The sequence below is a fragment of the Pseudomonas sp. GW821-FHT02H09 genome (genome assembly GCF_059421425.1).
On record NZ_JBWKVA010000013.1, the window covers coordinates 104,021 to 128,038 of the forward strand.

Below are 24,018 nucleotides of genomic sequence, written 5' to 3' on the forward strand. Positions count from 1 at the left end.
GGGCGGACTCACCGCTGGTGCTTGAACCCTTTGCCGAAATGTCGCTCAAGGCGCGCCTGTATCAATTCCAGGCCGATGGAGAGCAGCCAATAGATGACGGCCGCGGTGGTGAGCATTTCGATATAGCGATAAGAGGACCGGCCATAGGACTGCGCCAGGAACATCACTTCCCAGACGCCCATGACCGAAATCAGTGACGAGTCCTTGAGCATTGAAATGAACTGACTGGTTGTCGGGGGAATGATCGTGCGCATGGCTTGCGGCAGGACGATGTGCAGGAATGTCGCCGCCGGCCTCAGCCCCAGAGCCATCGCCGCTTCGCGCTGTCCGGGTGCTACAGCCATGATGCCAGCACGAAAAATCTCGCTGAGGTAGGCACCATAATTGAGCGAGAGCGCAATGATCCCCGCACTGATTGCGCCAGGAACAACACCCAACTGCGGTAGACCCAGATAGATCAGCAGAATTTGAATCAGCAGCGGAGTACCGCGAAAAAAAGACGCATAGAAACTGGCAATGCCGAAAGCCACTGCACTGCGAGACAGGCGCGCAAGCGCCGTCACGAAACCAAGGAGCAACGAAAACCAGATCGAACAGAAGCACAAAAACAGCGTCAGTGCGGCGCCTTGCAAGAAACCGTTTGGCCCCAAATGCAGACCGACCAGATTGGGCAACTTCTCCAGAATGATCGAGAACTTCAGATCGAAGCTCATGAAAAACATGACGCACAGTCCGAGCATGACCGCCCAGGTCAGATAAAGTCGGGTCCGAAAACTGAATAGATGGCGCCAGCGACGCGGCTTGATGTCGGGTGCTGAAGTCGCGCGCATCGGGTTTGGTTCAAAGGCTGTCATTGGCTGATATCGGCACCGATCCACTTCTGCGAAATCTTGCTGAGCGTCCCGTCGGCCTTAAGCTGAGTAACAACCTGAGTGACTTTGGCATTCCATTCGGCATCGCCTTTTTCGATTGCCACTACGTTGGGTTCCGCATACAGCGTGTCGCCGGCAATTTTGAAACGATGGTCCTGGACAATACGTTCGCGGGCGGTGATGAGGTTGGTGACCATGGCATCAAGGCGCACGCCAGTACCCAGGGCGAGGTCCTGGAAGGCCACGGTTTCATTGTCGTAGGGCGCCACCTGGACCTGATCGAACGGGTAGATCAAAGGCTTGTCCTCGGCCCCCTCGATCACCAGATCTTTGTTCAAATAAGCTTCGTAGGTGGAGGCGCTGATCACGCCGACTTTCTTGCCCGACAGATCCTTGCCCGAGGCGATGTCATTGTCCTTGGCGTTCACCACGATGACCGCCGGCGACTGGTAATACTCCACCGGGAAATCAAACACTTCAGCGCGCGCCTTGCTGGGGGTCATCGAGCAGACACAGATGTCATAACGTCCGCTCCAACGGCCCGCGGCGATGACATCCCAGGAGGGCGTCTCCAAGTGCAGCTTGACCCCAAGGCGCTGCGCCACGGCTTTGGCGACATCGACGTCAAAACCGTCCAGTTGGTTTTGCTCGTTAAGGAAGGAGAACGGCGGATAGTTTTCCATCAAGACGCCGGTCAACTCACCTTTTTTTGTCACTCGATCAAGAGTGGAACCGGCGAGTGCTACGGAGCAGGTAGCAAGCAGAGCGAGACCAAGCGGAAGAAGGGCTGTTGTTTTCAAAGGCGAGTACTCAGACAGTTATTTAAAAAGAACGCATAGATTGAAACGCACTATAAAATCTATGTGTACTTCTTTAATGGAATAACCGGCTTGTATCGGGCTATATCGAGTGGGTGACTTCGAATGCTCAACTTTCTGTCAAGAACCGAACCTAAGCTAATGCAAAAAAGATATTTATTGCCGGTTTTTAAGATCGTTTAGCTTCAACAGGACGCCAGGCTGAATGCGTTTAGTCAATTCACATGGGAGTGAACCATGCCGCACACACGGGACATCACCACCTTACCGACCCTGGATCTGTCATTGCTCGATGGCGGTCCGGTGCCGCGCCAGGCGTTTCTTGACGATTTGCGCCACGCCGCACGGGATGTAGGGTTCTTCTACCTGACCGGCCACGGCATCGACAGCATCTTGTTGAAACAGGTGCAGGAGCATGCCCGACAGTTCTTTGCCCTGCCGGACAGCGAGAAGGCGACAGTTGGCATGATCAACTCGCCACATTTTCGCGGTTACAACCGTGCGGCTTCGGAGATCACTCGCGGCAAGCCCGATCTGCGCGAGCAGTTCGATCTGGGGGCCGAGAGGGACGTGTTGCCGCAGGATGAACACAGCCCGTACTGGGCGCGTCTGCAAGGCCCCAATCAATGGCCGGCGGCGTTGCCGCAACTCAAACCGCTGCTGCTGGATTGGCAGCAAGCCATGACCCGCATGTCGCTGCGCCTGTTGCGTGCCTTCGCCCAAGCTCTGTCGCTGCCGCAAGAGGCTTTTGATCAGTTGTACGGTGACAAGCCCAATGAACACATCAAGCTGATCCGCTATCCGGGTCGCGCACCAGACGAAAGCAATCAAGGCGTGGGCGCGCACAAGGATTCCGGGTTTCTGAGCTTCCTTCTGCAGGACCACCAAGCGGGCCTGCAAGTCGAGATCGAGGAGGGTCGCTGGATCGATGCACTGCCCCGGGACAACGCCCTGGTGGTGAACATCGGCGAATTACTGGAACTGGCCACCAACGGCTATCTGCGCGCCACGGTGCATCGGGTGCTGTCGCCGCCTGCAGGGACCGAGCGCTTGTCCATTGCGTTTTTCCTAGGCGCGCAACTGGACGCGGTGGTGCCGCTTTACCCCTTGCCCACGGTGTTGCTGCGTGAAGCGCGGGGCCCGGCCAGTGATCCCGACAATCCCTTGTTTCGTGACGTGGGCTGGAACTACCTCAAAGGCCGCCTGCGCTCCCATCCCGATGTTGCCCAGCGTTTTTACGCCGATGCACTAATCCCCAAAGCGCTAAGCGCTTGAACCCATCACTCGATCAAGGACTATGAACATGTTCAAGAAAACAGGATTGACCCTGGCCGTGCTGGGCGCTCTGGTTGCTTCTTTCAGTGCCCTGGCCCTGGAGCCGTTGCGAGTGGCAGCGGACCCCGTGCCGCATGCGCAAATTCTGGCGTACGTCCAGAAACTCGACCCGCAGCTGAACCTCAAGGTCATCGAAATCCCCAACGGTGTGAACTCCAATGAGCTGTTGGTGCATGGCGACGTGGATGCCAACTACTTCCAGCACTTGCCGTATCTGAAGTCCCAGGAACAGGCGCTTGGAGAAAAACTGGCGGTGGCTGCGACGGTGCATATCGAGCCGTTGGGGATCTACTCCCATAGGCACAAAAGCTTCGCCCAGGTTCCGCAAAAAGGCACGGTGGCCGTCCCCAACAACGTCACCAACCTCAGTCGCGCCCTGTACCTGCTGCAGGACAACGGCCTGATCAAACTCAAGGCCGGCTTCAACGACCCGGCTACCGAACAGGCGACGCCCAAGGACATCGCCGAGAACCCGAAACAGCTCAAGATACTCGAAATCGAGTCGCCGCAGATTCCCCGGGCCCTGGATGACGTGGACCTCGCGGTGATCAACGGCAACTACGCGCTGGAAGCGGGTTTGGTGCCGGCCAAGGATGCGCTGGGGTTGGAGAAAGCCGAGCACAACCCGTACGCCAATATCCTGGTGACCACGCCCAAGTTGCAGGACGATCCACGGATCAAACAACTGGCCAAAGACCTGACTTCGCCTCAGGTGGCCAAGTTCATCACGGACAACTTCTCGGGTTCGGTAATCCCGGTCACGGTGGCGGACAGCAAGCCATGATCGTCGTCGAGCAATTGAGCAAAACCTACGCGCCAGGGCAGGCACCTGCGCTGGATCGGGTGTCCCTGAGCATTCCCGATGGCGCGATCTACGGGATCCTCGGGCGTAGCGGGGCGGGTAAATCGACGCTGCTACGTTGTCTCAATCTGCTCGAACGCCCCAGTTCCGGGCGCATTTTTCTGGATGGTCTGGACCTGACAGCACTGTCCGATCTGGAGCTGCGCCGGCAACGCCAGCGCATCGGCATGATCTTTCAGGGCTTCAACCTGCTGCACTCGCGCAACGTCTTCGACAACATCGCCGTGCCACTGGAAATCGCTCGCGTCAGTAAAGACCGGCGCACTGTACGAGTACGCGAGCTGTTGGATCTGGTGGGCTTGAGCGATAAGGCTCGGGCGTTTCCTTCCCAGCTGTCCGGCGGCCAGAAACAACGGGTGGGCATTGCCCGGGCCTTGGCGGCGCGACCGGCTTATCTGCTGTCGGACGAAGCTACCAGCGCCCTGGACCCGGAAACCACGGCCTCGATTCTTGAGCTGCTGCGCGACATCAATCGTCAACTGGGGCTGACCATCGTGCTGATCACCCATGAGCTGGACGTGGTCAAGTCCATTTGTGATCACGTGGCTTCACTGGCCCATGGCCGGTTGGTCGAGGCGGGACCTATCACACAACTGTTGGCAAACCCGGATTCCAGCCTCGGCCGCTCACTGCTGCCGGGATACAGCACGCCCTTGGGCAACGATACCCAAGCCTTGGAGCTGAGCTTTTTCGACAATCTTCTGGCCACCCCTGTGCTCAACGAATTGGTGCAGCAGCAGGGTGTGGATGTGACCCTTTTGGCCGGTGGCGTCGAGTCCATCGGCGGGCGGCGGGTCGGGCGTTTGCGCGTGGCATTTCGTCATCCCGGCGATGAGCTGAAATTGAATCGGGTGGTGGCCTTTCTCAACCAGCGCGGCGTCAGGGTGGAGCGCTCATGAACCGTATTATCGACTGGAACGAGATCTTCCAACTGGTGCTCAATGCAACCGGCGAAACCCTGTACATGGTCTTGCTGGCGGGATTCTTTACCCTGCTGATCGGCTTGCCCCTGGGCGTGTTGCTGTTCATCAGCCGTAGCGGTGGTCTGTACCCAATGCCTACGCTCAACAGATGCCTGGGTGCTCTGGTCAACCTTGGCCGCTCGTTACCCTTTGTGGTGATGCTGATTGCCTTGATCCCGCTGACCCGGCTGGTGGTCGGCACAACCCTGGGCAGCACCGCGGCGGTGGTACCGATCACCATCGGCGCCTTTCCGTTCTTTGCCCGTATCGTCGAGAACGCCTTGGACGAAGTCGACAAGGGGCGGATCGAAGCCATTCTTGCCATGGGCGGTGATATTCGCCATATGATTTTCAAGGTGCTGTTGCCCGAAGCGCTGCCTGCGTTGTTGGCGGGCATCACCTTGACCCTGGTGATGCTGATCGGATTTTCTTCCATGGCTGGCGTCATTGGTGGCGGTGGTCTGGGGGATCTGGCGATCCGCTACGGCTACCAACGCTTCGACAACCAGGTGATGGTAGCCACGGTGGTGGTGCTGGTGATTCTGGTCCAGAGCGTGCAACGCCTCGGCGATCGGCTGGTACGTTCCCTGGCCCACCGACGTTGATACGACTTTATTTAGCGAGTTGAAGAGCATCGTCATTATAAAGGGGCGCCTAATAGCCATAAAAGATTAAAAAATCATCCTGATGTGAACGTGCGGAATAAGCTGGCGGGTGAAAAAAACTGGGTGCTGTTTAGATCGATTATTTCTTTGAGTTATTTATATAGATGTCAGTCGCATATCCATGACCGATAAAACAACGTAGTAGTTTTTATCCTGTCTGTGATGACATCTAATTGGTCGCTACAACAGTAATTAATGCCCTGAACACGGCACTAAAGTGGCTCTAACATCCATTTGTGCTGTTCGATCATCATCTTGTCGCCCCTTTGGCAGTCCTTAGAATCCGCCCCATCAGCTTTGTCCAACTATCCAATCCTTCAGGGAGCAACACCATGATGAACGCCATGCAGATGCAAATGCCGATGAACGCCAACATGCCGATGATGTCGATGATGGGCATGCCGATGATGGCGACCATGAGTTGCGAAATGATGGACGATGGCATGATGTGCAAGATGATGCCGGTCGCTGGCATGGACATGGCCATGTTCAGAAACAGCGCTGAAATGATGCAGATGATGATGAACTGCGGCATGCCGATGATGATGCACTGCGGCAACATGAGCATGATGTGCATGTCCCCGGTGGGCATGGCCATGCCGATGATGAACATGATGATGCCAATGCCGATGATGGGTATGCCGATGCCGTCGATGAAGTGCGTGATGGAGTGCACCCTTCAGGCAGATAGCATGATGTGCAAAATCATGCCGATGGCCGGCATGAACATGGACATGATGAAAAGCTGCTGCGCCCTGATGATGAAGATGATGAACGACTGCAGCATGCCGATGATGATGAGCTGCAATGGCATGCCGCTGATGTGCTGCACCTGCTGATTCAATGCTGCAGCAAACAAAGCCCGGCAGGGGTTATCCCTGCCGGGCTTTTTCAATGGCAGCCTGTCAGTCCAGGCGTTCCGGGTAAGTCACCACCAGATATGCCACCGCTTCACTGTCGGCGGGGTTGCGATAGCGGTGGGGCTGGTCGGCATAGAACAGGATCGAGTCGCCAGTGGAGAGCAGGTAGCGTTCGTCGTTGACGCTGATTTCCAGCACGCCCTGAGACACCACAAGGTTTTCCTGCACACCAGGGCCATGCCCTTCGGATTGGTCCTCACCCAAAGGGCTCAGGCGCAGCTCATAAAACTCCGATTGGCGCGCCACGTCGAACGGGAACAGGGCGCGGCTGACAAAGGCTCCGTTGGCACTGACCAGGCGTTTGCTCTGGCTCGCCGACAGCACTGCCACACCTTCGAACGCCCGGTGCTCAAGAAACGCCGCCACCGATACCTTCAAACCTTTGGCGATTTTGCACAGCACTTTGATGGAGGGCACGCTGCGGCCGGATTCGATCTGCGCCAGCATTGCCCGGCTCACTCCGCACTGCCGGGCCAAGGCGTCGAGGGACAGATGACGCTTACCCCGCAGACGTTGCAGGTTCTGTGCGACACGCTCGCAGATTGGGTCTTCTTGCAGTGGCTCCAGGTTATTCAGGTCCAGAGCGGGTTCGTCGGCGCTCACCAGAAAGCGCGAGGGCTCCTGCGCGTTCACGCGTGACGAGTCTCGGTCGAATGGGCGGCCTGAATCCATGGAAATGCCTGATAACCTGCGTTGCGTGCGTACATCTCCCACATGGCCCGTGCCCGTTGCTGAGCCTGTTTGCGTTTGCGGTAGCTGGCGAAGTCGATAAGGTTGTCAGTCGGATTCATGGGGCACTTCACTGTGGTGATGAATGACGGGATGAGCTGAGATTACGCGGATATTTTTATAACTATAAATACTGTTTATTTATTTATTAATTCATTTTTGATCTTATAAAAGGGCCAGCGTCATAGCCCCCGGCTGCTTCTGATCAGCTCATAGGCCCGACGCACCAGCGGATTCACGGTGTTTGGCCGAATCCACAAGTGATAGGTCACGTCCGGCAGTCGTGGCAGGCCGTCGTTTTCACCCAGTACGCGCATGTCGGGACCAAGCATTTCCATGCTTCTGGGGGTTACGCCCAGCCCGGCACGAGTTGCCGCTTTGATACCAATCAGGTTCGACGCCAGATACGCCTGGCGCCATGGAATATTGGCGCGCTCCAGGGCTTCCAGCGCGTAGCGACGATAGATGCTCGGCTCATCCACCAGAATCAGCGGCAAGGGTTCGCCGGGGGTATGAATGTACTGCGCCGAGCAGATCCACCACACCGGCGAGGTGCGTAAGGCAAAGCCTTCGAGGCTCGGGTCCTCGCGGGTAGAAATCACCATGTCAACCTTGCCCCGGTGCAGGTCTTCCATCAGAAACGGGCTGCGGCCGACATCGATCTCCAGTCGCAAGCGCGGTGCCGAGCGGGCGATGTGGCTGAGGATCGGCGGCAGGATGGTGTCGGCGATGTCGTGGGGCGAACCGATACGTAACACGCCGCTCAAGCTGCTTTCGCGCAAGGAGTTCAGAACGTCGTCGTTGAGCGACAACATCTGCCGCGCATGGCGCAGTAACTGCAAACCAGCTTCCGTGAGTTGTTTTTGCCGGCCGCGCTTCTCGAACAGGCTCACCCCGACTTGTTGTTCCAGGCGTTGCATGTGTTGGGTGACCGACGATTGCGTGCGGGCCAGTTGCGTGCCGGCCTCGGCAAAACTGTGGTGATCAACGACGGCAACGAAGGTGCGCAGCAATTCGAGGTCAAGGGTAGGTGGGGTCGACATGGCCATTCCCGGGGCTGTTTTTATATCAAGGGTATGAACATAAACATTACAGTTGTTTATGTGTTTTCTGGGGTTTATTTAATTTTAGCGCTATGAGCGTCAATAAATACTGGTTGTGCAGAGGTTTTCTCTAATCGGAAATACGCTGAGTTATAACGATATTAGATATTTGAATTTCCGTTACTTCAGGACTGTACCTAGGATGCCCACACATCAGGTCGGGGTACGCCGATCATCCATGAGGGGAAATCCATGTTGCTCGAGCGCTCACCCGTTAAACGATTGTTGCCTGTGATGCTGAGCGCCTTGATCTCATTGGCGGCCAGTGCCGGTGCTCAGGCTGATACAACCCTGGACAAGATCCAGCAACGCCATGTGCTGACAGTGGGTGTTGTACTGTCCGGCGGCCCCTTTGGCAGCATCGATCCGAGCACCCAGAAACCACGGGGGTTGAACGTTGACCTCGCTCAAGAGCTGGGACGGCAATTGGCTGCCGAGGTGCAACTGGTGCCGGTATTGCCCGCCAACCGCGTGCAGTTTCTGCAGCAGGGTAAAGTTGATTTACTGATTGCCAACATGGAGTGGACTGCCGAGCGCGGCGAAATCCTCGGGTTTGTGCCGACGCCGTTCTACCGTGTCGGCGGTACTGCAGCGGTGCTCAAGGACAGCAAGATCAGCCGCTGGGAAGACTTGAAGAATCAACCTGTCTGTACTTCCCAGGGCAGCAGCTACATCAAGCCGCTCACCGAGTTGGGCGTCGAGATCAAGGCCTTCAAGAGCTCGTCGGAATCCTTGCTCGCACTGCGCGGCAACAACTGTGTCGCGGCGGTGCATGACGCCACGCAGATCAACCCGTTGATCGCCGACAGCGGCGAATGGCAAGGCTATCGCACGCTCACTCCGGAACTCAACCCGGCCCCTTCGGTGATCTGGACCCGGCGCGGAGAAAGCGATACCCAGGCCCGGCTCGACCCCATCGTCAAGGAGCTGCACCGCAGCGGCTGGCTGATCCAGGCCCAGACCCGCAACCACATCACTCCCGCGTCACCGGCGTTGGTGGAACTGCAGAAGCAGTTCCAGGCCAACGGTGCCTGACCCCGGTTCACCTCATCGTTTTCAACAGACCGTCGCTTGGCTCGGCGGTCGTTCAAGGTAGTCGTGCATGAACCGTTATTTTTCCGCTAAAGCCCTGAGCACGCTGTGCCTGGCAGGGTGTGTCGTGCTGGGTGCCAGTTTCGCGCAGGCCGATGCCACGCTGGACAAGATCGAACAACGCCACGCCATCAGCGTCGGGGTGATTCTCAGTGGCCCGCCGTTCGGCACCATCGACCCCAAGACTGGCGAGCACCTGGGCTATAACGTCGAGCTGGCCAAGGGCGTTGCCAAGGCTCTGGGGGTCGAAGCGAAGACGGTTTCGGTATTGGCACCGAACCGCGTGCAGTTCCTGCAACAGGGCAAGGTCGACGTCCTGATCGCCAACATGCAGTTCACCGAAGAGCGCGGCGAGATTCTCGATTACGTGCCCACGCCTTATGAAGAAGTCGGCGGCGCCGCGTTGATTCGCAAGGGCGCGGGCATTACTCAGTGGGCCGACCTCAAGGGCAAGCCGGTGTGCGTGTCCCAAGGCAGCAACTTCATCAAGCCATTGCAGGAAACCTACGGCGCGCAGATCAAGGCTTTCCGCAGTCAGTCCGAATCGTTATTGTCGCTGCGCGGCAATGGCTGCGTGGCGGCGGTGCATGTCAGCCCGACCCTGCATGCCTTGTTGAGCGATGCCGAGTGGGCTGGCTATGAAATCCCGCTGCCGGGGGATTTGATCCCGTCGAACTCGGTGATCTGGATCCGCAAAGGCGAGCGCGATACTCAGGCCAAACTCGATGCCATTGTGCGCGATTGGCACCGTAGCGGCTGGCTGATCGAGTTGGGCGAGCGCACCGGCATGGCGCCGTCCCAGGCCCTGCGTGATCTGCACGAGCAGTACCGCAACGCCGCACCGCTGGCGGTTCTGCCATGAGCCAAGGGTTGTTCAAGGATTTGCAGCAACTGCTCGGCGCCAGTCATGTGCAGAGCAGCGAAGACGCCGCAGCGTACCTGACCGACAAACAGGGGCGTTACGTGGGGCAGGTGATTGCCGCCGTGCACCCGGCCAACACCGAGGAGGTCGCGGCTGTCGTCCGCTCCTGCGTGGCCAATGACACACCGGTGGTGGTGCAGGGTGGCAACACCGGGCTGATGGGCGGCGCGACCCCGGACACCAGCGGCCGCTCCGTGTTGCTGTTGCTTGATCGAATGAATCGCGTACGGGCGGTGGACACTGACAACGACACCCTGACCGTCGAGGCGGGCTGCATTCTGCAAACCGTGCAGGAGGAGGCTCGCGAAGCGGGGCGTCTGTTTCCCCTGAGCCTGGGCGCCGAAGGTAGTTGCACCATCGGCGGTAATCTGGGCACCAATGCTGGCGGCACCGCAGTGCTGCGTTACGGCAATATCCGTGAACTGACCTTGGGTCTGGAAGTGGTCACCGCCCAAGGCGAAATCTGGAACGGTCTGCGCGGCTTGCGCAAGGACAACACCGGTTATGACCTGCGCGACCTGTTTATCGGCAGCGAAGGTACCCTCGGCATTATCACCGCCGCGACCCTGAAACTTTTTCCGCTGCCCAAGGCCCAGGCCACCGCGCTGTTGGCCTTTGACTCTTTAGCGCAGGCAGTGAAATTCCTGTCCCATGCCCGCGGCGGGTTTGGAGCGAGTCTGACCGCGTTCGAACTGCTCAGCGCCGATTGCCTGGCGTTGCTGCGTGAGCAATTTCCACAAGGTCCGCAACCCTTTCTTGGCGCTGGCCAGCCGTGGTTCGCACTATTGGAATTATCCGACAACCACAGCGAAAGCCATGCTCGCGAAGCTTTTGAAGAAGTACTGGGCGAAGCCTTCGAGAAGGGACTACTGGCCAATGCGCTGATCGCCGAAAGCCTGGCTCAGAGCGAAGCCCTGTGGCTGTTGCGAGAAAACATGAGCGAGGCGCAGAAGCGCGCAGGTCGAAATATGAAGCACGATATCTCGGTGCCGATTTCCCAGGTAGTGGCTTTTGTCGCCCACACCGATGCACTGTTGCAGACCCATTTTCCCGGTGTCCGCCACTTCACCTTCGGCCATTTGGGCGACGGTAACCTGCATTACAACGTCGCGCATCCGCTGGATTCGACGGTCGAGGCACACATGGCCAACTACGCCGCACTTAGCCTGTTGGTTCACGACAGCGCCCATGCTCACGGCGGTTCCATCAGCGCCGAACACGGGATCGGCCAGCGCAAAGTCGGATTGCTGGACCGCTACAAAAGCCCGGTGGAGCTCGACCTGATGCGGCGGATCAAGCATGCACTGGACCCGAAAAACCTGCTCAATCCGGGCAAAGTCGTGGAGGTGCTAACGCCATGAGTCTTCAACTGTCCAAACGCGTGCAGCGCGTGTCGTTGTCGGCCAATGCGGCGGCCAAATCCCAAGCCTCGGCATTGCGAGACGCCGGTCGCGATATCCTCGACCTGACCACCGGCGAGCCGGATTTCGACACGCCAGAACACATCAAACAAGCTGCTTACGCAGCCATCGCGGCCGGCGCCACCAAGTACACGCCGACGCCGGGGGTGAAAGCGCTAAGGGTTGCAGTACAACGCAAACTCCAGCGCGAGAATCGACTGGATTACCCGCTGGAATCCATCGTGATTGCCAACGGCGCCAAACAGATCATCTTCAATGCCTTCGCCGCGACCCTGGATGACGGCGATGAAGTGCTGGTGCCGACGCCGTACTGGCCGTCGTTCCCGGACAGCGTGCGCTTCAATGGCGGTGAACCGGTATTCATCGAGTGTGGCTTGGAGCAGGGTTGCAAGCTGACACCACAACAGTTGGAACAACACATCGGCGAGCGCACGCGCTGGCTGATCCTCAACGGCCCTGGCAATCCGAGTGGCGCGGTGTACAGCGCCGACGAATTGCAAGCCTTGGCCGAGGTGTTGCGCCGGCATCCGCAGGTGTTGATTCTGCTGGATGAGCTTTACGAACATATCCGCTTTGACGGCCAGCCGGCCCAGAGCCTGCTCAACGTCGCCCCGGATTTGCAGCCGCGTTGCCTGTTGGTGGGTGGCGTGTCCAAGACCTACGCCATGACCGGTTGGCGCATCGGTTTCGGTGCCGGGCCGCAAGTGCTGACCAGTGGCATGGCGGTCGTGCAGTCGCAATCGACCTCCGGAGCTTCTTCGGTAGGACAAGCTGCTGCGTTGGCAGCCTTCGACGGTGGGCTGGATTTCTTTCCGGAGCAGGTCGCCGCCTATCACCAGCGACGCGATCTGCTGGTGACAGCGTTAAGCGCAGTGAATGGTCTGGAAGTGCTTGAACCTCAGGGCGGCTTTTTCGTGTTCATCCGCTGCGCAGGGCTGTTGGGACGTTATCGCCCGGACGGTGCACGCCTCACTAGCGACGCCGATGTCGTCGCCTATTTGCTGGAGGAGGGCGTCGCTGGTGTGGCGGGCAGTGCTTATGGCTTGTCGCCGTGGTTTCGGCTGTCTATCGCCACCGCGACCGACAGCGTCGCCGAGGCGGGACGTCGCATCGCTAACGCCTGCGCGCAATTGCGGGGCGAAGCATGAGTCATCTGTTGGAGCTTTTCGTCCACTGGACCGCCGGGTTCGGCCTGAACTACGGCTTCCTGCTGGACGCCTATCAACGCGGCACGCTGGAACAAGGCGCGCTGACCACGGCGTTGCTGTGCCTGTTCACCATTGTCGGCAGTCTGCTGGCGGGTGTCGGGTTGGCGGCGATGCTGACCTCGGGCAAACCCTGGCTGGCGACACCGGCGCGGATCTTCATCGAAGTCACCCGCAACACGCCGACGCTGGTGCAGTTGTATTGCGCGTTCCTGGTCTTGAACATGTTGCTGACCCAAGCCGTCGGCACCGCCAACCCGCTGACGCCGTTCGCCTGGGTGGTGATTGTGATCTCGCTGCACAAGGGTGCTTTCCACGCAGAAGCCTTGCGCGCCGGCATCGAAGCGGTGCCCGCGGTGACGCTCGAAGCCGCCAGCTCCCTGGCGTTCAGCAGCCGCCAGTTGCTGTGGAGCGTGCAACTGCCGCTGGCCCTGCGCTTTGCCTTGCCGTCGCTGATCAACAACCTGATCGACCTGGTGAAAATGACCGCCGTCGCCTCGGCGATAGCCGTGGGGGATATCACCTATGCGGCGATCATGATCTGGACCCAGAGCGATAACGTGCTGGAACTGATGATCCTGATCCTGGCCTTTTTCGGTCTGCTGAGTTTTATCGTCAATTGTGTGGGGCGCCTGCTTGAAGCGCGCCTGAGGATGCCCGGCTATGGCCATTGAATCGTCCGTCAGCGCACCGCTGGCCTGGCCGCGCCGGCATGTCGGCAAGTTGCTGCTGTTGGCTTGCGCGGTGTTCTGGTTGCTGAATTTCGCACCGCAGAGCCCGGTGTTCAAGGCCTTGCTGCAATGGTCGCCAGCCCTGGCCGTTGGTTTTGGCCAGAACATTCTGATCAGTCTGGTGGCGATCGGCTTGGGCTCGCTGTTGGGATTGCTGGTGGGCGCCCTGGCAGTGTCGCCGTTAAGGCTGTTGCGACTGCCGGCACAGATCTGGGTGCAGATTTTTCGCAATGCGCCGTGGCTGGTGCTGATCTACTTCACCACCTACGTGTTCCCGTTCGAAATCAAGATCGGCAGCGCCTATGTCTCGTTCCCGGACTGGGTCAAGGTCACCATTGGCCTGGCCTTGCCGGCGAGTGCCAACGTCGCGGAAATCTTCCGTGGCGCCATCGCCTCGATCCCCAGCACCCAGTGGGAAGCCGCGCGTTCCCTGGCCTTCACCCGTGGGCAGATTTTCCGTTCGATCATCCTGCCGCAGTGCTTCAAACGGATGTTGCCGCCGTGGATGAACCTCTACGCGGTGATCACCATGGGCACCGCGCTGGCCTCGCTGGTGGGCGTGCATGACGTGATCGACACCGCACAGATCGCCAGCAACACCGTGAACCTGACTGGTTTCACCGTGGTGATTTACCTGAGCCTGCTGGTGCTGTTCTTTGCCTATTGCTACCCGATTTCCCGACTGACCCAACGCCTGGAGCGACGTTATGCCTTCTATTGAAACCGTCGCCGAGCCTCTGGTCAGCCTGCGTGATTTGCACTTGTCGTTCGGCGCCAATCCGGTGCTAAAGGGCATCAACCTGGACGTCCATCGCGGCCAGGCCGTGTCGATCATCGGCCCGTCCGGTTCCGGCAAGTCGACCATCCTGCGCTGCATCACCGGTCTGTTGCAGCCCCAGCGAGGCAGCATTCGTGTCGGCGCCACCGAGCTTCACACCTTGGCCAAGGAAGCCCAGCGCATCGAGTTGCGCAAACGCGTGGGCTTTGTGTTCCAGCAGTACAACCTGTTCCCGCATCTGTCGGTGCTGGAAAACCTGGTGATTGCGCCGCGCAAGGTGCTGGGACGCAGCCGGGTCGAGGCCGAGAAAGAAGCCCGGGCACTGCTGGCCAAAGTGCGCATGGAACACAAGGCTGACGCTTATCCCGGCCAGTTGTCCGGCGGCCAGCAGCAGCGGGTAGCGATTGCCCGCGCCTTGGCCATGCGCCCGGAACTGATTCTGTTTGATGAGGTGACCTCCGCGCTCGATCCGGAAACCGTCGGTGAGGTGCTGACGGTGATTCGCGAACTGACCGAAGAGGGCATGACCTGCGTGCTGGTAACCCACGAAATGCGTTTCGCCGAAGAAATCAGCGACATCGTCTACTTCACCGAAAACGGCGTGATCGTCGAACACGGCAGCGCCGCGCAAATCTTCCAGCATCCGACCAGCGAACGCACCCGGGATTTTTTGCGCCATGCCTTGGGTGATCCGGGGCGCCGGCCACCTATCGCAAATGATCCGTACCTGTTGACCAACCTGAGCCGCTACAGCCTGTCCGTGTAACCGAGGAGCTAATTCATGAGTACCGATAACCGTGCCGTCGTCATCGAGGATTTCCTCAAGAAAATCCGTGTCATCAATCAACGGGGCGTCGACCGCGCCGCGCTGGTGGAAATCGTCGCTTTGCTCGAAAACCTGGCCGAGCGCCGTGACCTGTTCAATTTTGACGCGTTCCCGGCACCCGTGCCGGGGCAGGGCAGTACCGCGTTCCGCTACCGCCTCAATGACGATGGCGACACGCCGACGCTGTACCTGAACTCACTGTTGCCGGGCAAAAGCACATTGCCGCACAACCACGAAACCTGGGCGATTATCAGCGCCGTCGAAGGCCAGGAAATCAACTACGTCTACGGTCGCAGCGATGAAGGTCGCGAGCCTGGGTTCACCACCTTGCAGCTGGAAAAAGAAGTGATCGTGCAACCCGGCACGTCGATCTCGTTTCTCGGCGATGACCTGCATGGGATTCGTGTCGAAGGCGAGCAAGCGACCCTGCATTTCCACCTTTACGGCTTGCCGCTGGAATCCCTCAACGGCCGCTACGGTGTTGACACCGACGGCCGGATTCTCAATTACAACGCCTCGCAAATGGCGCCGTCGATTAAGGCCTACGCATGATCGATCTGTACTACTGGCCGACCGGTAATGGCCTGAAGATCGGCATCCTGCTCGAAGAGCTCGGGCTTGAGTACCGCGTGCTGCCAATCAACATCCGCGAAGGCGAGCAGAAGCAGGCGGCGTTCCAGCGCATCAGCGCCAACGGGCGGATTCCGGCGATTGTCGATCATGCGCCAGAGGGTTTGGACCAGCCGCTGAGCCTGTTCGAGTCCGGCGCCATTCTTAATTACCTGGCCGACAAGGCCGGGCGTTTTTTGCCAACCGCTGGCAGCGCCGAACGGCAAAAGGTTCAGGAATGGCTGTTCTGGCAGGTGGGGCATGTCACCCCGTACCTGAGCCAGTTGCAGCTGTTCAAGGAGAAGGCGCCGGAACCGATTCCGTTCGCGCTGGATTTGCTGAATGCCGAAGCGACGCGCCTATACGGCGTGCTGGAGCAGCGCCTGTCTGAAGCGGCGTATGTGGCGGGCGAATACTCCATCGCCGACATGGCGATTTTCCCGTGGATTCAACCGCTGCGTCAGGGGCAGGACTTGGCGGACTACCCGCACATCCATGCCTGGCGCGAGCGTCTCAAGTCGCGCCAGGCCGTTCAGCGCGCGTACGCCAAGGGCCGTGAAATCGCCGCTAATGAGCGCTCTCTGGCGCTTCAATAACACATTTTTTCAGACGGGATTCTCATGAGACAGACCATCACTCCAGGGCAACTGCAGCAATGGCTGTTCGACGGGCAGGAAATTGCCCTGTTTGACGTGCGGGAGCACGGTCAATATGGCGAAGCCCACCTGTTTTTTGGGGTGAATCTACCCTACAGCCGTCTGGAGCTGGAGGTCCGGCGTCTGGCGCCGAATCCGCAGGTACGGCTGGTGATCTATGACCAGGACGGCGGGGAAGTTGCGGCGCGCTCGGCTCAGCGTCTGCATGCGCTGGGGTATGGCCGCGTGCATATTCTCGACGGCGGTGCAGACGGCTGGCAGGCAGCAGGACTGCAGCTGTTCGCCGGGGTGCATGTGCCCTCCAAGGCCTTTGGCGAATTGGTGGAAGAGGCCAGCCATACGCCCCACGTCACCGCGCAACAGCTGGCCGAATGGCAAGCCCGTGGCGAACCGCTGGTGGTGCTGGACGGTCGGCCGTTCGATGAATACCGCAAGATGACCATTCCCGGTTCTGTCTGCTGCCCGAACGGCGAGCTGGGGTATCGCGTGCACGATCTGGTGCCGGACGACAGCACGCCGATTGTGGTCAATTGCGCCGGTCGAACCCGCAGCATTATCGGGGCCCAGACGTTGATCAATATGGGATTGAAGAACCCGATCTACGCCCTGGAAAATGGTACTCAGGGCTGGTACCTGGAAGACTTTCAGTTAGAGCATGGCAGCACCCGACGGTATGCCGATGAGGTGTCATCGAGGACATTATCGGGGCAGCGTCTTGCTGCCACACGGCTGGCCGAACGGGCCGGGGTGAAAACCGTTGAGGCCGCTCAGGTCGAACAGTGGGCCAAAGAAGCCGGACGCAGCCTGTTTCTGTGCGATGTGCGCACCGCCGAGGAATTTGCCGCCGGTAGTTTGTCGGGCGCACAACACACTCCGGGTGGGCAGTTGATTCAGTCCACCGATCTGTACATCGGCGTGCGTCAGGCGCGGTTGGTGTTGATCGACAGCGATGGCGTGCGGGCACCGATCGTTGCCAGTTGGCTGCGGCAGTTGGGGCATGAGGCCTATGTTCTGGCGGGGGGCGTGAGTAACGGTCTGGCATTGCTGGCGCTTGAGGCGGCCGCACACGTGGCGCTGCCATTGATCACGGCACAGGCCTTGGCCGATGCGCTGAAGGATGATGCAGTCGTACTGATTGATCTGCGTCCGAGCATTGCCTATCGCAAAGGCCACATCACCGGGTCGCGCTGGTCGATCCGTTCGTTGCTGGCTGCCGAAGTGGCCGGTGAGCAGCGGCCCTTGGTGTTGTTGGCCGATAATCCGGCGTTGGCTGCTTTCGCGGCACTGGAGTTGCCCGAAGCTCAGCGCGTGCAAGCCCGGTTGTTGGATGGCGGACTCGGCGCCTGGCGTTCGGCTGGCCTGGTGTTGCAGGAAGATGCCAATGCGCTGCCGGACAGCCAGTGCATCGATTTTCTGTTCTTCACCCACGACCGCCATGCCGGCAACAAGGACGCGGCGCGTCAGTACCTGGCCTGGGAAGTCGGCTTGTTGGCGCAGATGAGCGAAGATGAAATCGCCAGTCTCAAGCCGCTGCGTGCGCTTCCTCAAGCAACCCGTGATGCGCGAGTCCGTACCCGGCTGGTCCATTCGGCGCGTACCGAGAAGGGCAGTGGCAGTCGAGCTGTCAACGTGCCGGTCACTCGTTTGAGCACGGTGTTGTTCGACAACCTGGCGCAAATGCGTGACGCCCGTGCTCGCCGTGATAGCGAGCGAGTACTGAGTTATGGCGCCCGCGGCAATCCGACGGCCTTCGCCCTGGAAGACCTGGTCACTGAACTGGAGGGCGGTTATCGAACCCGCTTGTTCGGCACCGGGCTGGCGGCGGTCGCGCAGACGTTCCTGGCCTATTTGCGGCCAGGCGATCACGTCTTGATCACTGACGCGGTGTACTCGCCAGTACGGCGCCTGGCCGGGGAGTTTCTTGAGCCGTTCGGCATTCAGATCAGCTATTTCGCGCCTGACGGCAGCGGCTTGCAAGCGCAACTGCAAGCCAACACCAAAATGGTCTACACCGAAGTGCCCGGTTCACTGCTGTATGAACTCTGCGACTTGCCGGCCATCGCCGCGCTGTGCAAAACGCGGGGCATCTTGCTGGCAGTGGACAACACCTGGGGCTCGGGCTATCTGTACCGGCCACTGGCCTTGGGCGCGGATATCTCCATCATGGCCTTGACCAAATACCTGTGCGGCCACAGCGATGTGGTCATGGGCAGTGTCTGTACCCGGCAAGACGTCTGGCAGCCGCTGGCGTCCATGAGCGACACCTTCGGCAGCAGCGTCAGCCCCGATGATGCCTACCTGGTGCTACGCGGTGCCCGAACCCTGGCGCCACGCCTGGAGGTTCACGAACGCCAGGCGTTGGAAATCGCTCATTGGCTGCAGGCACAACCACAGGTAAAACGGGTGTTCCATCCGGCCTTGCCCGATCACCCCGGTCACGCCCTGTGGCAGCGGGACTTCGATGGCAGTAACGGTTTGCTGTCCTTTGAACTGCGTGACGCAGATGCCACTTACGTCGAGCGATTCATCGATACGCTCAAGTTGTTTGGTCTCGGCGCCTCCTGGGGCGGCTACGAAAGCCTGATCACCGTTGCCGACATAAAGGAGCGCATCAGTGCTGCGGATCGCCCATGGAATCCGGTGCTGCGATTGCACATCGGGCTTGAGGATGTCGAGGCGTTGATAGAGGATTTGAAGCGCGCGTTCGCTGCCGCAACGTAAGCCAGAGGTGTCTCGAAAGCTAAAATAGAGATGGCCAGGTGGAGAGTTTTCAGGCGCCGATAGCAGCCATTTGTGAATTGACCAATGAGAGGAGGGCATGGCGTCAGCTGGCGAATTTTCGGTGAGGACTCATCCCAGGTTGATCCTGCGCAATTGATATCGTCGCCTGATGACTGCTCCTCCGATTGGCTGTAGATAGAGCTCGGTAACGTGGCTTGGAATCAACCTCTCTTCTGCTCTTGAAACACCCTGAAAACAAGTCCAGAATCAAGTCCGTTCCTGCTTCAGGAATATAAGAAACCCCATAGATTTCAATGGGTCGGACGCTAGATGAGAGTCTCGTTTCCCGCTCCAAGATTCACAAAAACGCCACTCAATAGAGTGGCGTTTTTGTTTGCGCGTGATTTGTGTCTGGCATTGAGAAAAGAGGCTTTGGCCTAATACTAGTCAGTCATGAAAACCAGATGACTGCGCAAATCCTGTAGCCGCTGCCGACAGGCTGCGCTCGAGCGCGAAGCGGTCGTGCTTTTGGCTGCGAAAGATCCTTCGGAGCTCTCGCAAGAAGGTCCTTCGGACCTTGGCGCAGCCTTCGGCAGCGGCTACAAGACACCTGCAAGCCGCAAATCAGCCTCAAAGAAGCGCGTATCCGTCGTGATGAGGCACGTGCCTTGGTTGCCCAAGGCATCAATCCCTATGAGCACCGTAAACAGCAACGCCGTGCTGTTCGTAGCGTGGCAGAGCATACCTTCGAAGCGGTGTTCAATCAGTGGGTCGAGTTCCGCAGGCTGAGCCTGAAGGAAGGCCGCCGGAGCGCGCTCTCGCAACTGCCTCGGCTGCCTGGAACACTCGCTCGGCGGTTTGCGGATTGACCGGGGCACGGGTGTTGAACACCCGGTCGACGGTCGCGACACTCAGGCCGGCCTGCTCGGCGACGGTCGTGATGGTGGGACGTGTGCGCCTGTTCATGGCGAGCCCCAGGAGTGCCTTGATAGAAAACTATCAAGCTCTATAGGGGCCGGATGAAAGCTTGATAGGGAATCGGTGCAAGGGATTGAGTGCAATTTCCCGGTCCCCTATATTTTCTCCAGCGATGTGATTCCACATCCATGCAAGCGCCTGAAACCATCAAGCTTGCGGAGAATAAGAACATGTCCGAACCCAGTCTGGCTTTTGTACATGTCATCCAGCCTTTATCCCGTGACTACCGATTGACCGGTCCCGAAGCCGCCCGAGCGGCGGAAAAAAGCCTGGTATCGGCTCACTGGTATCAATCGGCGCTACTGCGCAAACGCCTCAAGGAACTGATGCGGCGCCGTGATGGCCCGGGTTTGCACGACACTGCGATCTGATAAATACCCCCGATAGCCTCTTTTTTATTGCGCTCTAATTGTTTTGATAACGTACAAACACCAACAATAAAAATAGGAGTTGTAAATATGCATATCAAGTCTCGCGTGCTGGCTTCTGCGATGTTGCTGCTGATGAGTACTTCTGTGCTGGCTGAGCTCAGAATCGGTGTCAGTATGCCGACATTTGATGATACTTATCTTACGGCCTTGCGAAATTATTTAAGCAGTCGGGCCGAAAAGGAAGGGGTGGATCTACAGTTTGAAGATGCACGGAATGACGTGGTCAAACAATTAAACCAGGTTCAGAGCTTCATTAGCCAGAAAGTCGATGCCGTCATAGTCAATCCGGTGGATACGGGTGCCACGGACGCCATTACTGAATCGGCCGTCAAAGCTGGAATTCCTTTGATTTACCTTAACCGGAGACCCGATAAGCCTAAGCTGCCTGACGGCGTAGTAACAGTGACCTCTGATGACAAGGAGTCTGGGAGAATGCAAGCGCAATTCTTGGTTCAGAAGCTGGATGGCAAAGGTCGAGTGGCCATTTTGTTGGGGGACTTGGCCAACAATGCGACTCACAGTCGTACGGCTGGTTTTAAGGAGGTCCTTGCCAAGTATCCGAATATTAATGTAGTCGAGGAACAGAGCGGTTCCTGGCTCCGTGAAAAAGGTATGGATATTACAAATAATTGGTTGGTGGCCGGTAAAAAAATTGACGCGATTTTATCAAATAACGATGAAATGGCGATTGGGGCGGCCATGGCACTACGTCAATCAGGCGTAAAGGAAGTTTTTGTTGGAGGGGTTGACGGTACTCCCGACGGGTTGGCCGCGATTCAACGAGGCCTCATGACGGTATCCGTATTCCAGGATGCTAGAGGTCAATCAGAAGGTGCTCTGGAGGCTGCCATAAAAATGATTGATAAAAAAGCAGTTGAACGAAGTGTGTTTATTCCCTATCGCCTTATCACAGCCGAGAATGTTGCGGAATTTCAACGGCTAACTAATAACTAGAATTGTCCATTGACTGGATAGGGTTTCGAAGGTCTTGGAGTGCAAGTTTGTCGGCATCGCGCAGGATGTCCAGCATGATTTCCTGCTTGTTGCCGAAGTACTTGAAGACCTCGGACACCAAGACCCCGGTCTGGTTGGCGATCTGTTCTTTGGTGTTTTGGAAACCCTGACGCTCGAACAATTCGATCGCCGCCTGACTGTGGGTTGCCAGCGGCTCAATTCCTATGAGCAATGTAAACGACAGAGCCGCGCTACAACACTGTCAGGCCTAAACCTGATAGCAGCATCGCCGCCTGGCTTTTGGAGATAATCGCGCTCTTGAACATCTTCGCATCGACAAGGCGCAGTCCATCCAGACTCGCCTCCCGCAAATCAGCCTGGTCAAAGCGAGCATTATTGACCCGAGCCAACGACAAGCTTCCCCCCTCAAGAAAGACGGCATGACGAAAGTCGCAGTAACTCAGATCGGCGTCGGCAAAGTCGAGGCCTCGCAGTTGCGATTTGTAGAATGAAAGGCCGGACAGGCAGGCGCTGCGCAGCACGCAGTCGGAAAAACTTAAACCCAGGGTTGAGGTGTCAATGAAATTGGCGCCCGTCAGCTTGCAGCCGTCAAAGGAGGCGTGAGCCAGCTTGCTGTGCTGCCATTGGGTATTGTTCAGGTCGGAGCTGACGAACCTGGCATCAACCAATGTTGCCGAGCGAAACATCGCGTGTGCTGCTCGGCAACTCAACCACTCGGTGCTATCGAGCTTCGCCGCGGTCAGATTGCTGCCTGCGAAGAGGCAGCGCTCGAAGCGTGCGCCTTGCAGATTGACCCGCGACAGATCCTGACCGCTGAAATCGACGCCGGTGAACCAGAGGGGCAAGGACTGCCCCTGGATCAACTCCGCTAGAGAAGTTGCGTCGAGCTCGCCGGGACCGATCTTCAGATAATTGCTTTCTGTGTGCATTGACCCTCCTGGGGTGTTCGATGATCAGCGGCAGGGCTCAGTAATTGCGATTTTCGGCCGTATCGGCGCGCCATCCACCGCCCAGGCTCTTGAACAGATTGGTCAGTGCGATCTGTCGCTCGGTACTGACCACAATCAATGTGGATTGATCGTTGAAGGCACTGCGCTGGGCATCCAGGTAGCGCAGATGGGTATCCATTCCTCCTTCATAGCGGGCCTTGGCCAGTTTCAGTGCCTCTTGGCTGGAATCGGCCAGTGCCTGGCGGGCGACTTCCTCGCGGCGCAGCGTGTCGGTGGCGGCGAGGCTGTCGGCGACCTCGCGGAAGGCGTTCTGGATAGTGCCTTCGTAGTTGGCCACTGCCGAATCCTTGCGCACCTTGGCCAGGTCCAGGCCGGCACGGTTACGCCCGCCGGCGAAGATCGGCAGTGACAGGCTCGGGGCAAAGGTCCAGGCATTCGAGCCACCGTCGAACAGGCCGGACAACTCCTTGCTGGAACTACCGAACGAGCCGGTCAGTGACAGACGCGGGAAGAACGCCGCCCTGGCGGCACCGATATCCGCATTGCGCGCCCTGAGTCGATGTTCGCTGGCGAGGATGTCCGGGCGCCGCTCAATCAGCGTTGAAGAGGTGCCGGGTTCGATATCCTGCACCAGCAGCAACTCGTCCTGAGGTGTGGCGGGCAGGTAGCTCTCTGCATCCTGTGTACCGATCAGCAGTTGCAGGGTATGACCGGCCTGGCGCAGCTCTCGATCGGTGCTCTCCAGTTCGGCCCGGGCCTGTTCGGTCAGCCCCAGGGCCTCTTGATAGTCCAGTGCCGTGGCGGTGCCGGCCTTGCGTCGCTGGGTCACCAGTTCCAGCGAGGCCATGCGCGTCTCCAGGGTCTGTCGGGTAAGTGCCAGGCGCCGTTGTGCGCCGTCACGGGTCAAGTAGGCCTGGGTGACTTCGGCCACCAGGGCGATCTGTGTGCCACGTGTTGCTTCTGCGGTCGCGAGGTACTGTTCCAGCGCCGCGTCGGACAGGTTGCGCACTCGACCGAACAGATCGAGCTCGAACTCGCTCAGCCCAAGGCCGACCTGATAAGTGCTGTTGACCTGCGGGTTGCCTGTGGTTGAAAGGTCACCGGGCAGGCGCTGGCGATTGCCGCTGGCGATTGCGTTGAGCGACGGTACTCGGTCGGCGCGCTGGATCCGGTACTGGGCGCGCGCCGCGGCGATGTCCAGCAGCGCCTGGCGCAGGCTGCGATTGTTATCCAGGGCGGCCGTCACGGCCCGGCGCAGCTGTGGGTCGACGATAAAGGCTTGCCAGTTCAGGGTGTCGGCATCGACGGCGGCGGTGCCGGGCGTTTGCGCCGCGGCGTCGCTCCATTGCACCGCAACCGGTGATTCGGGCCGTTGGTAATCAGGGGCCAGCGAGCAGCCCCCCAGTACGACGCTCAGTGTCGCTACGGTGGACCAGCGGAAGTTATTCGACTGCATG

At 58.7% G+C, this 24,018-nt stretch carries 24 protein-coding genes and 3 pseudogenes; 18 read left to right on the forward strand and 9 right to left on the reverse strand.

Annotation, left to right across the window (positions count from 1 at the left end):
- Positions 1 to 8 precede the first annotated feature (8 nt).
- Together AC07VR_RS18465 and AC07VR_RS18470 are read right to left on the reverse strand one after the other, a co-directional pair.
- Positions 9 to 830, reverse strand: a complete 822-nt coding sequence (locus AC07VR_RS18465) for an amino acid ABC transporter permease (RefSeq protein ID WP_495012167.1) — start codon at positions 828 to 830, stop codon at positions 9 to 11.
- Positions 831 to 850: 20 nt separating this feature from the next.
- Positions 851 to 1,672, reverse strand: coding sequence for an ABC transporter substrate-binding protein (locus tag AC07VR_RS18470; RefSeq protein ID WP_495012111.1), 822 nt, complete (start codon positions 1,670 to 1,672; stop codon positions 851 to 853).
- Positions 1,673 to 1,927: 255 nt separating this feature from the next.
- Here AC07VR_RS18470 and AC07VR_RS18475 point away from each other — a divergent pair, with 255 nt between their 5' ends.
- From AC07VR_RS18475 to AC07VR_RS18495, 5 genes are all read left to right on the forward strand, one after another.
- Entirely contained in the window at positions 1,928 to 2,965 is a 1,038-nt protein-coding gene (locus tag AC07VR_RS18475; protein ID WP_495012112.1) for an isopenicillin N synthase family dioxygenase, read from the forward strand.
- Positions 2,966 to 2,993: 28 nt separating this feature from the next.
- Complete coding sequence (locus AC07VR_RS18480) at positions 2,994 to 3,809, forward strand: MetQ/NlpA family ABC transporter substrate-binding protein (protein ID WP_495012113.1); 816 nt, start codon at positions 2,994 to 2,996, stop codon at positions 3,807 to 3,809.
- Positions 3,806 to 4,786, forward strand: coding sequence for a methionine ABC transporter ATP-binding protein (locus tag AC07VR_RS18485; protein ID WP_495012114.1), 981 nt, complete (start codon positions 3,806 to 3,808; stop codon positions 4,784 to 4,786). Before AC07VR_RS18480 ends, AC07VR_RS18485 begins: the two co-directional genes overlap by 4 nt.
- Positions 4,783 to 5,454: a methionine ABC transporter permease gene (locus AC07VR_RS18490; protein WP_495012115.1), complete on the forward strand. Its 672-nt coding sequence runs from the start codon at positions 4,783 to 4,785 to the stop codon at positions 5,452 to 5,454. Before AC07VR_RS18485 ends, AC07VR_RS18490 begins: the two co-directional genes overlap by 4 nt.
- A gap of 392 nt (positions 5,455 to 5,846) precedes the next feature.
- Positions 5,847 to 6,353, forward strand: a complete 507-nt coding sequence (locus AC07VR_RS18495; RefSeq protein WP_495012116.1) for a hypothetical protein — start codon at positions 5,847 to 5,849, stop codon at positions 6,351 to 6,353.
- Between the two features lie 66 nt (positions 6,354 to 6,419).
- On the opposite strand, the gene AC07VR_RS18500 is transcribed toward AC07VR_RS18495, so the two are convergent.
- From AC07VR_RS18500 to AC07VR_RS18510, 3 genes are all read right to left on the reverse strand, one after another.
- Complete coding sequence (locus AC07VR_RS18500; protein WP_495012117.1) at positions 6,420 to 7,067, reverse strand: helix-turn-helix domain-containing protein; 648 nt, start codon at positions 7,065 to 7,067, stop codon at positions 6,420 to 6,422.
- On the reverse strand, positions 7,064 to 7,225 hold the full coding sequence (locus tag AC07VR_RS18505) for a hypothetical protein (protein WP_495012118.1): 162 nt from the start codon (positions 7,223 to 7,225) through the stop codon (positions 7,064 to 7,066). The genes AC07VR_RS18500 and AC07VR_RS18505 overlap by 4 nt, the downstream gene beginning before the upstream one ends.
- A gap of 120 nt (positions 7,226 to 7,345) precedes the next feature.
- Positions 7,346 to 8,206 (reverse strand): LysR substrate-binding domain-containing protein, encoded by an 861-nt coding sequence (locus AC07VR_RS18510; protein WP_495012119.1) that lies wholly within the window; start codon positions 8,204 to 8,206, stop codon positions 7,346 to 7,348.
- A gap of 252 nt (positions 8,207 to 8,458) precedes the next feature.
- On the opposite strand from AC07VR_RS18510, the gene AC07VR_RS18515 reads away from it, so the two are divergent.
- The 11 genes and pseudogenes from AC07VR_RS18515 to AC07VR_RS18565 all read left to right on the forward strand — a co-directional run.
- Positions 8,459 to 9,301, forward strand: a complete 843-nt coding sequence (locus AC07VR_RS18515; protein ID WP_495012120.1) for a transporter substrate-binding domain-containing protein — start codon at positions 8,459 to 8,461, stop codon at positions 9,299 to 9,301.
- Between the two features lie 67 nt (positions 9,302 to 9,368).
- The gene (locus AC07VR_RS18520) at positions 9,369 to 10,220 is read left to right on the forward strand and encodes a transporter substrate-binding domain-containing protein (RefSeq protein WP_495012121.1); all 852 of its coding nucleotides are present in this window, start codon (positions 9,369 to 9,371) and stop codon (positions 10,218 to 10,220) included.
- Positions 10,217 to 11,641 carry an FAD-binding oxidoreductase gene (locus AC07VR_RS18525; RefSeq protein ID WP_495012122.1) on the forward strand — a complete coding sequence of 475 codons (1,425 nt, stop codon included), beginning with the start codon at positions 10,217 to 10,219 and terminating at the stop codon, positions 11,639 to 11,641. The genes AC07VR_RS18520 and AC07VR_RS18525 overlap by 4 nt, the downstream gene beginning before the upstream one ends.
- Complete coding sequence (locus tag AC07VR_RS18530) at positions 11,638 to 12,849, forward strand: aminotransferase class I/II-fold pyridoxal phosphate-dependent enzyme (protein WP_495012123.1); 1,212 nt, start codon at positions 11,638 to 11,640, stop codon at positions 12,847 to 12,849. The genes AC07VR_RS18525 and AC07VR_RS18530 overlap by 4 nt, the downstream gene beginning before the upstream one ends.
- On the forward strand, positions 12,846 to 13,580 hold the full coding sequence (locus AC07VR_RS18535) for an amino acid ABC transporter permease (protein ID WP_495012124.1): 735 nt from the start codon (positions 12,846 to 12,848) through the stop codon (positions 13,578 to 13,580). Before AC07VR_RS18530 ends, AC07VR_RS18535 begins: the two co-directional genes overlap by 4 nt.
- On the forward strand, positions 13,570 to 14,358 hold the full coding sequence (locus AC07VR_RS18540) for an amino acid ABC transporter permease (protein ID WP_495012125.1): 789 nt from the start codon (positions 13,570 to 13,572) through the stop codon (positions 14,356 to 14,358). The genes AC07VR_RS18535 and AC07VR_RS18540 overlap by 11 nt, the downstream gene beginning before the upstream one ends.
- A complete protein-coding gene (locus AC07VR_RS18545) occupies positions 14,345 to 15,181 on the forward strand; it encodes an amino acid ABC transporter ATP-binding protein (protein ID WP_495012126.1) in 837 nt (278 codons plus the stop codon). The genes AC07VR_RS18540 and AC07VR_RS18545 overlap by 14 nt, the downstream gene beginning before the upstream one ends.
- A 15-nt stretch (positions 15,182 to 15,196) precedes the next feature.
- Positions 15,197 to 15,793 carry a cysteine dioxygenase family protein gene (locus AC07VR_RS18550; protein ID WP_495012127.1) on the forward strand — a complete coding sequence of 199 codons (597 nt, stop codon included), beginning with the start codon at positions 15,197 to 15,199 and terminating at the stop codon, positions 15,791 to 15,793.
- Positions 15,790 to 16,446: a glutathione S-transferase N-terminal domain-containing protein gene (locus tag AC07VR_RS18555; RefSeq protein WP_495012128.1), complete on the forward strand. Its 657-nt coding sequence runs from the start codon at positions 15,790 to 15,792 to the stop codon at positions 16,444 to 16,446. The genes AC07VR_RS18550 and AC07VR_RS18555 overlap by 4 nt, the downstream gene beginning before the upstream one ends.
- 24 nt (positions 16,447 to 16,470) lie before the next feature.
- Positions 16,471 to 19,227: a cystathionine beta-lyase gene (gene metC / locus AC07VR_RS18560; protein ID WP_495012129.1), complete on the forward strand. Its 2,757-nt coding sequence runs from the start codon at positions 16,471 to 16,473 to the stop codon at positions 19,225 to 19,227.
- 614 nt (positions 19,228 to 19,841) lie between these two features.
- Positions 19,842 to 20,063 (forward strand): annotated as a pseudogene (locus tag AC07VR_RS18565) (integrase arm-type DNA-binding domain-containing protein); the annotation flags it as partial.
- Here the strand turns inward: AC07VR_RS18565 and AC07VR_RS18570 are convergent.
- Positions 20,050 to 20,193, reverse strand: a pseudogene (locus AC07VR_RS18570) (LacI family DNA-binding transcriptional regulator); the annotation flags it as partial. The pseudogenes AC07VR_RS18565 and AC07VR_RS18570 overlap by 14 nt on opposite strands.
- A gap of 182 nt (positions 20,194 to 20,375) precedes the next feature.
- Here AC07VR_RS18570 and AC07VR_RS18575 point away from each other — a divergent pair.
- Both AC07VR_RS18575 and AC07VR_RS18580 read left to right on the forward strand, forming a co-directional pair.
- A pseudogene (locus AC07VR_RS18575) lies at positions 20,376 to 20,573 on the forward strand (fatty acid desaturase); the annotation flags it as partial.
- A gap of 90 nt (positions 20,574 to 20,663) precedes the next feature.
- The gene (locus AC07VR_RS18580; protein ID WP_495012130.1) at positions 20,664 to 21,590 is read left to right on the forward strand and encodes a sugar ABC transporter substrate-binding protein; all 927 of its coding nucleotides are present in this window, start codon (positions 20,664 to 20,666) and stop codon (positions 21,588 to 21,590) included.
- Here AC07VR_RS18580 and AC07VR_RS18585 read toward each other — a convergent pair.
- From AC07VR_RS18585 to AC07VR_RS18595, 3 genes are read right to left on the reverse strand one after another with little or no spacing between them, the layout of a single operon-like run.
- On the reverse strand, positions 21,580 to 21,822 hold the full coding sequence (locus AC07VR_RS18585; RefSeq protein WP_495012131.1) for a TetR/AcrR family transcriptional regulator: 243 nt from the start codon (positions 21,820 to 21,822) through the stop codon (positions 21,580 to 21,582). The genes AC07VR_RS18580 and AC07VR_RS18585 overlap by 11 nt on opposite strands.
- A 19-nt stretch (positions 21,823 to 21,841) precedes the next feature.
- Positions 21,842 to 22,540 carry a pentapeptide repeat-containing protein gene (locus AC07VR_RS18590; protein WP_495012132.1) on the reverse strand — a complete coding sequence of 233 codons (699 nt, stop codon included), beginning with the start codon at positions 22,538 to 22,540 and terminating at the stop codon, positions 21,842 to 21,844.
- A gap of 37 nt (positions 22,541 to 22,577) precedes the next feature.
- A complete protein-coding gene (locus tag AC07VR_RS18595) occupies positions 22,578 to 24,017 on the reverse strand; it encodes an efflux transporter outer membrane subunit (protein WP_495012133.1) in 1,440 nt (479 codons plus the stop codon).
- Position 24,018: the final 1 nt, after the last annotated feature.

What these genes read in the sequence shown, in the direction of transcription:
- AC07VR_RS18480 (WP_495012113.1), top strand. Translation starts at nt 2,994, where the DNA reads ATGTTCAAGAAAACAGGATTGACCCTGGCCGTGCTGGGCGCTCTGGTT.
- AC07VR_RS18505 (WP_495012118.1), bottom strand. Translation starts at nt 7,225, where the DNA reads ATGAATCCGACTGACAACCTTATCGACTTCGCCAGCTACCGCAAACGC.
- AC07VR_RS18555 (WP_495012128.1), top strand. Translation starts at nt 15,790, where the DNA reads ATGATCGATCTGTACTACTGGCCGACCGGTAATGGCCTGAAGATCGGC.
- AC07VR_RS18515 (WP_495012120.1), top strand. Translation starts at nt 8,459, where the DNA reads ATGTTGCTCGAGCGCTCACCCGTTAAACGATTGTTGCCTGTGATGCTG.
- AC07VR_RS18580 (WP_495012130.1), top strand. Translation starts at nt 20,664, where the DNA reads ATGCATATCAAGTCTCGCGTGCTGGCTTCTGCGATGTTGCTGCTGATG.
- AC07VR_RS18550 (WP_495012127.1), top strand. Translation starts at nt 15,197, where the DNA reads ATGAGTACCGATAACCGTGCCGTCGTCATCGAGGATTTCCTCAAGAAA.
- AC07VR_RS18545 (WP_495012126.1), top strand. Translation starts at nt 14,345, where the DNA reads ATGCCTTCTATTGAAACCGTCGCCGAGCCTCTGGTCAGCCTGCGTGAT.
- AC07VR_RS18510 (WP_495012119.1), bottom strand. Translation starts at nt 8,206, where the DNA reads ATGTCGACCCCACCTACCCTTGACCTCGAATTGCTGCGCACCTTCGTT.
- AC07VR_RS18490 (WP_495012115.1), top strand. Translation starts at nt 4,783, where the DNA reads ATGAACCGTATTATCGACTGGAACGAGATCTTCCAACTGGTGCTCAAT.
- AC07VR_RS18485 (WP_495012114.1), top strand. Translation starts at nt 3,806, where the DNA reads ATGATCGTCGTCGAGCAATTGAGCAAAACCTACGCGCCAGGGCAGGCA.
- metC (WP_495012129.1), top strand. Translation starts at nt 16,471, where the DNA reads ATGAGACAGACCATCACTCCAGGGCAACTGCAGCAATGGCTGTTCGAC.
- AC07VR_RS18540 (WP_495012125.1), top strand. Translation starts at nt 13,570, where the DNA reads ATGGCCATTGAATCGTCCGTCAGCGCACCGCTGGCCTGGCCGCGCCGG.
- AC07VR_RS18590 (WP_495012132.1), bottom strand. Translation starts at nt 22,540, where the DNA reads ATGCACACAGAAAGCAATTATCTGAAGATCGGTCCCGGCGAGCTCGAC.
- AC07VR_RS18595 (WP_495012133.1), bottom strand. Translation starts at nt 24,017, where the DNA reads ATGCAGTCGAATAACTTCCGCTGGTCCACCGTAGCGACACTGAGCGTC.
- AC07VR_RS18525 (WP_495012122.1), top strand. Translation starts at nt 10,217, where the DNA reads ATGAGCCAAGGGTTGTTCAAGGATTTGCAGCAACTGCTCGGCGCCAGT.
- AC07VR_RS18530 (WP_495012123.1), top strand. Translation starts at nt 11,638, where the DNA reads ATGAGTCTTCAACTGTCCAAACGCGTGCAGCGCGTGTCGTTGTCGGCC.
- AC07VR_RS18495 (WP_495012116.1), top strand. Translation starts at nt 5,847, where the DNA reads ATGATGAACGCCATGCAGATGCAAATGCCGATGAACGCCAACATGCCG.
- AC07VR_RS18520 (WP_495012121.1), top strand. Translation starts at nt 9,369, where the DNA reads ATGAACCGTTATTTTTCCGCTAAAGCCCTGAGCACGCTGTGCCTGGCA.
- AC07VR_RS18475 (WP_495012112.1), top strand. Translation starts at nt 1,928, where the DNA reads ATGCCGCACACACGGGACATCACCACCTTACCGACCCTGGATCTGTCA.
- AC07VR_RS18535 (WP_495012124.1), top strand. Translation starts at nt 12,846, where the DNA reads ATGAGTCATCTGTTGGAGCTTTTCGTCCACTGGACCGCCGGGTTCGGC.
- AC07VR_RS18465 (WP_495012167.1), bottom strand. Translation starts at nt 830, where the DNA reads ATGCGCGCGACTTCAGCACCCGACATCAAGCCGCGTCGCTGGCGCCAT.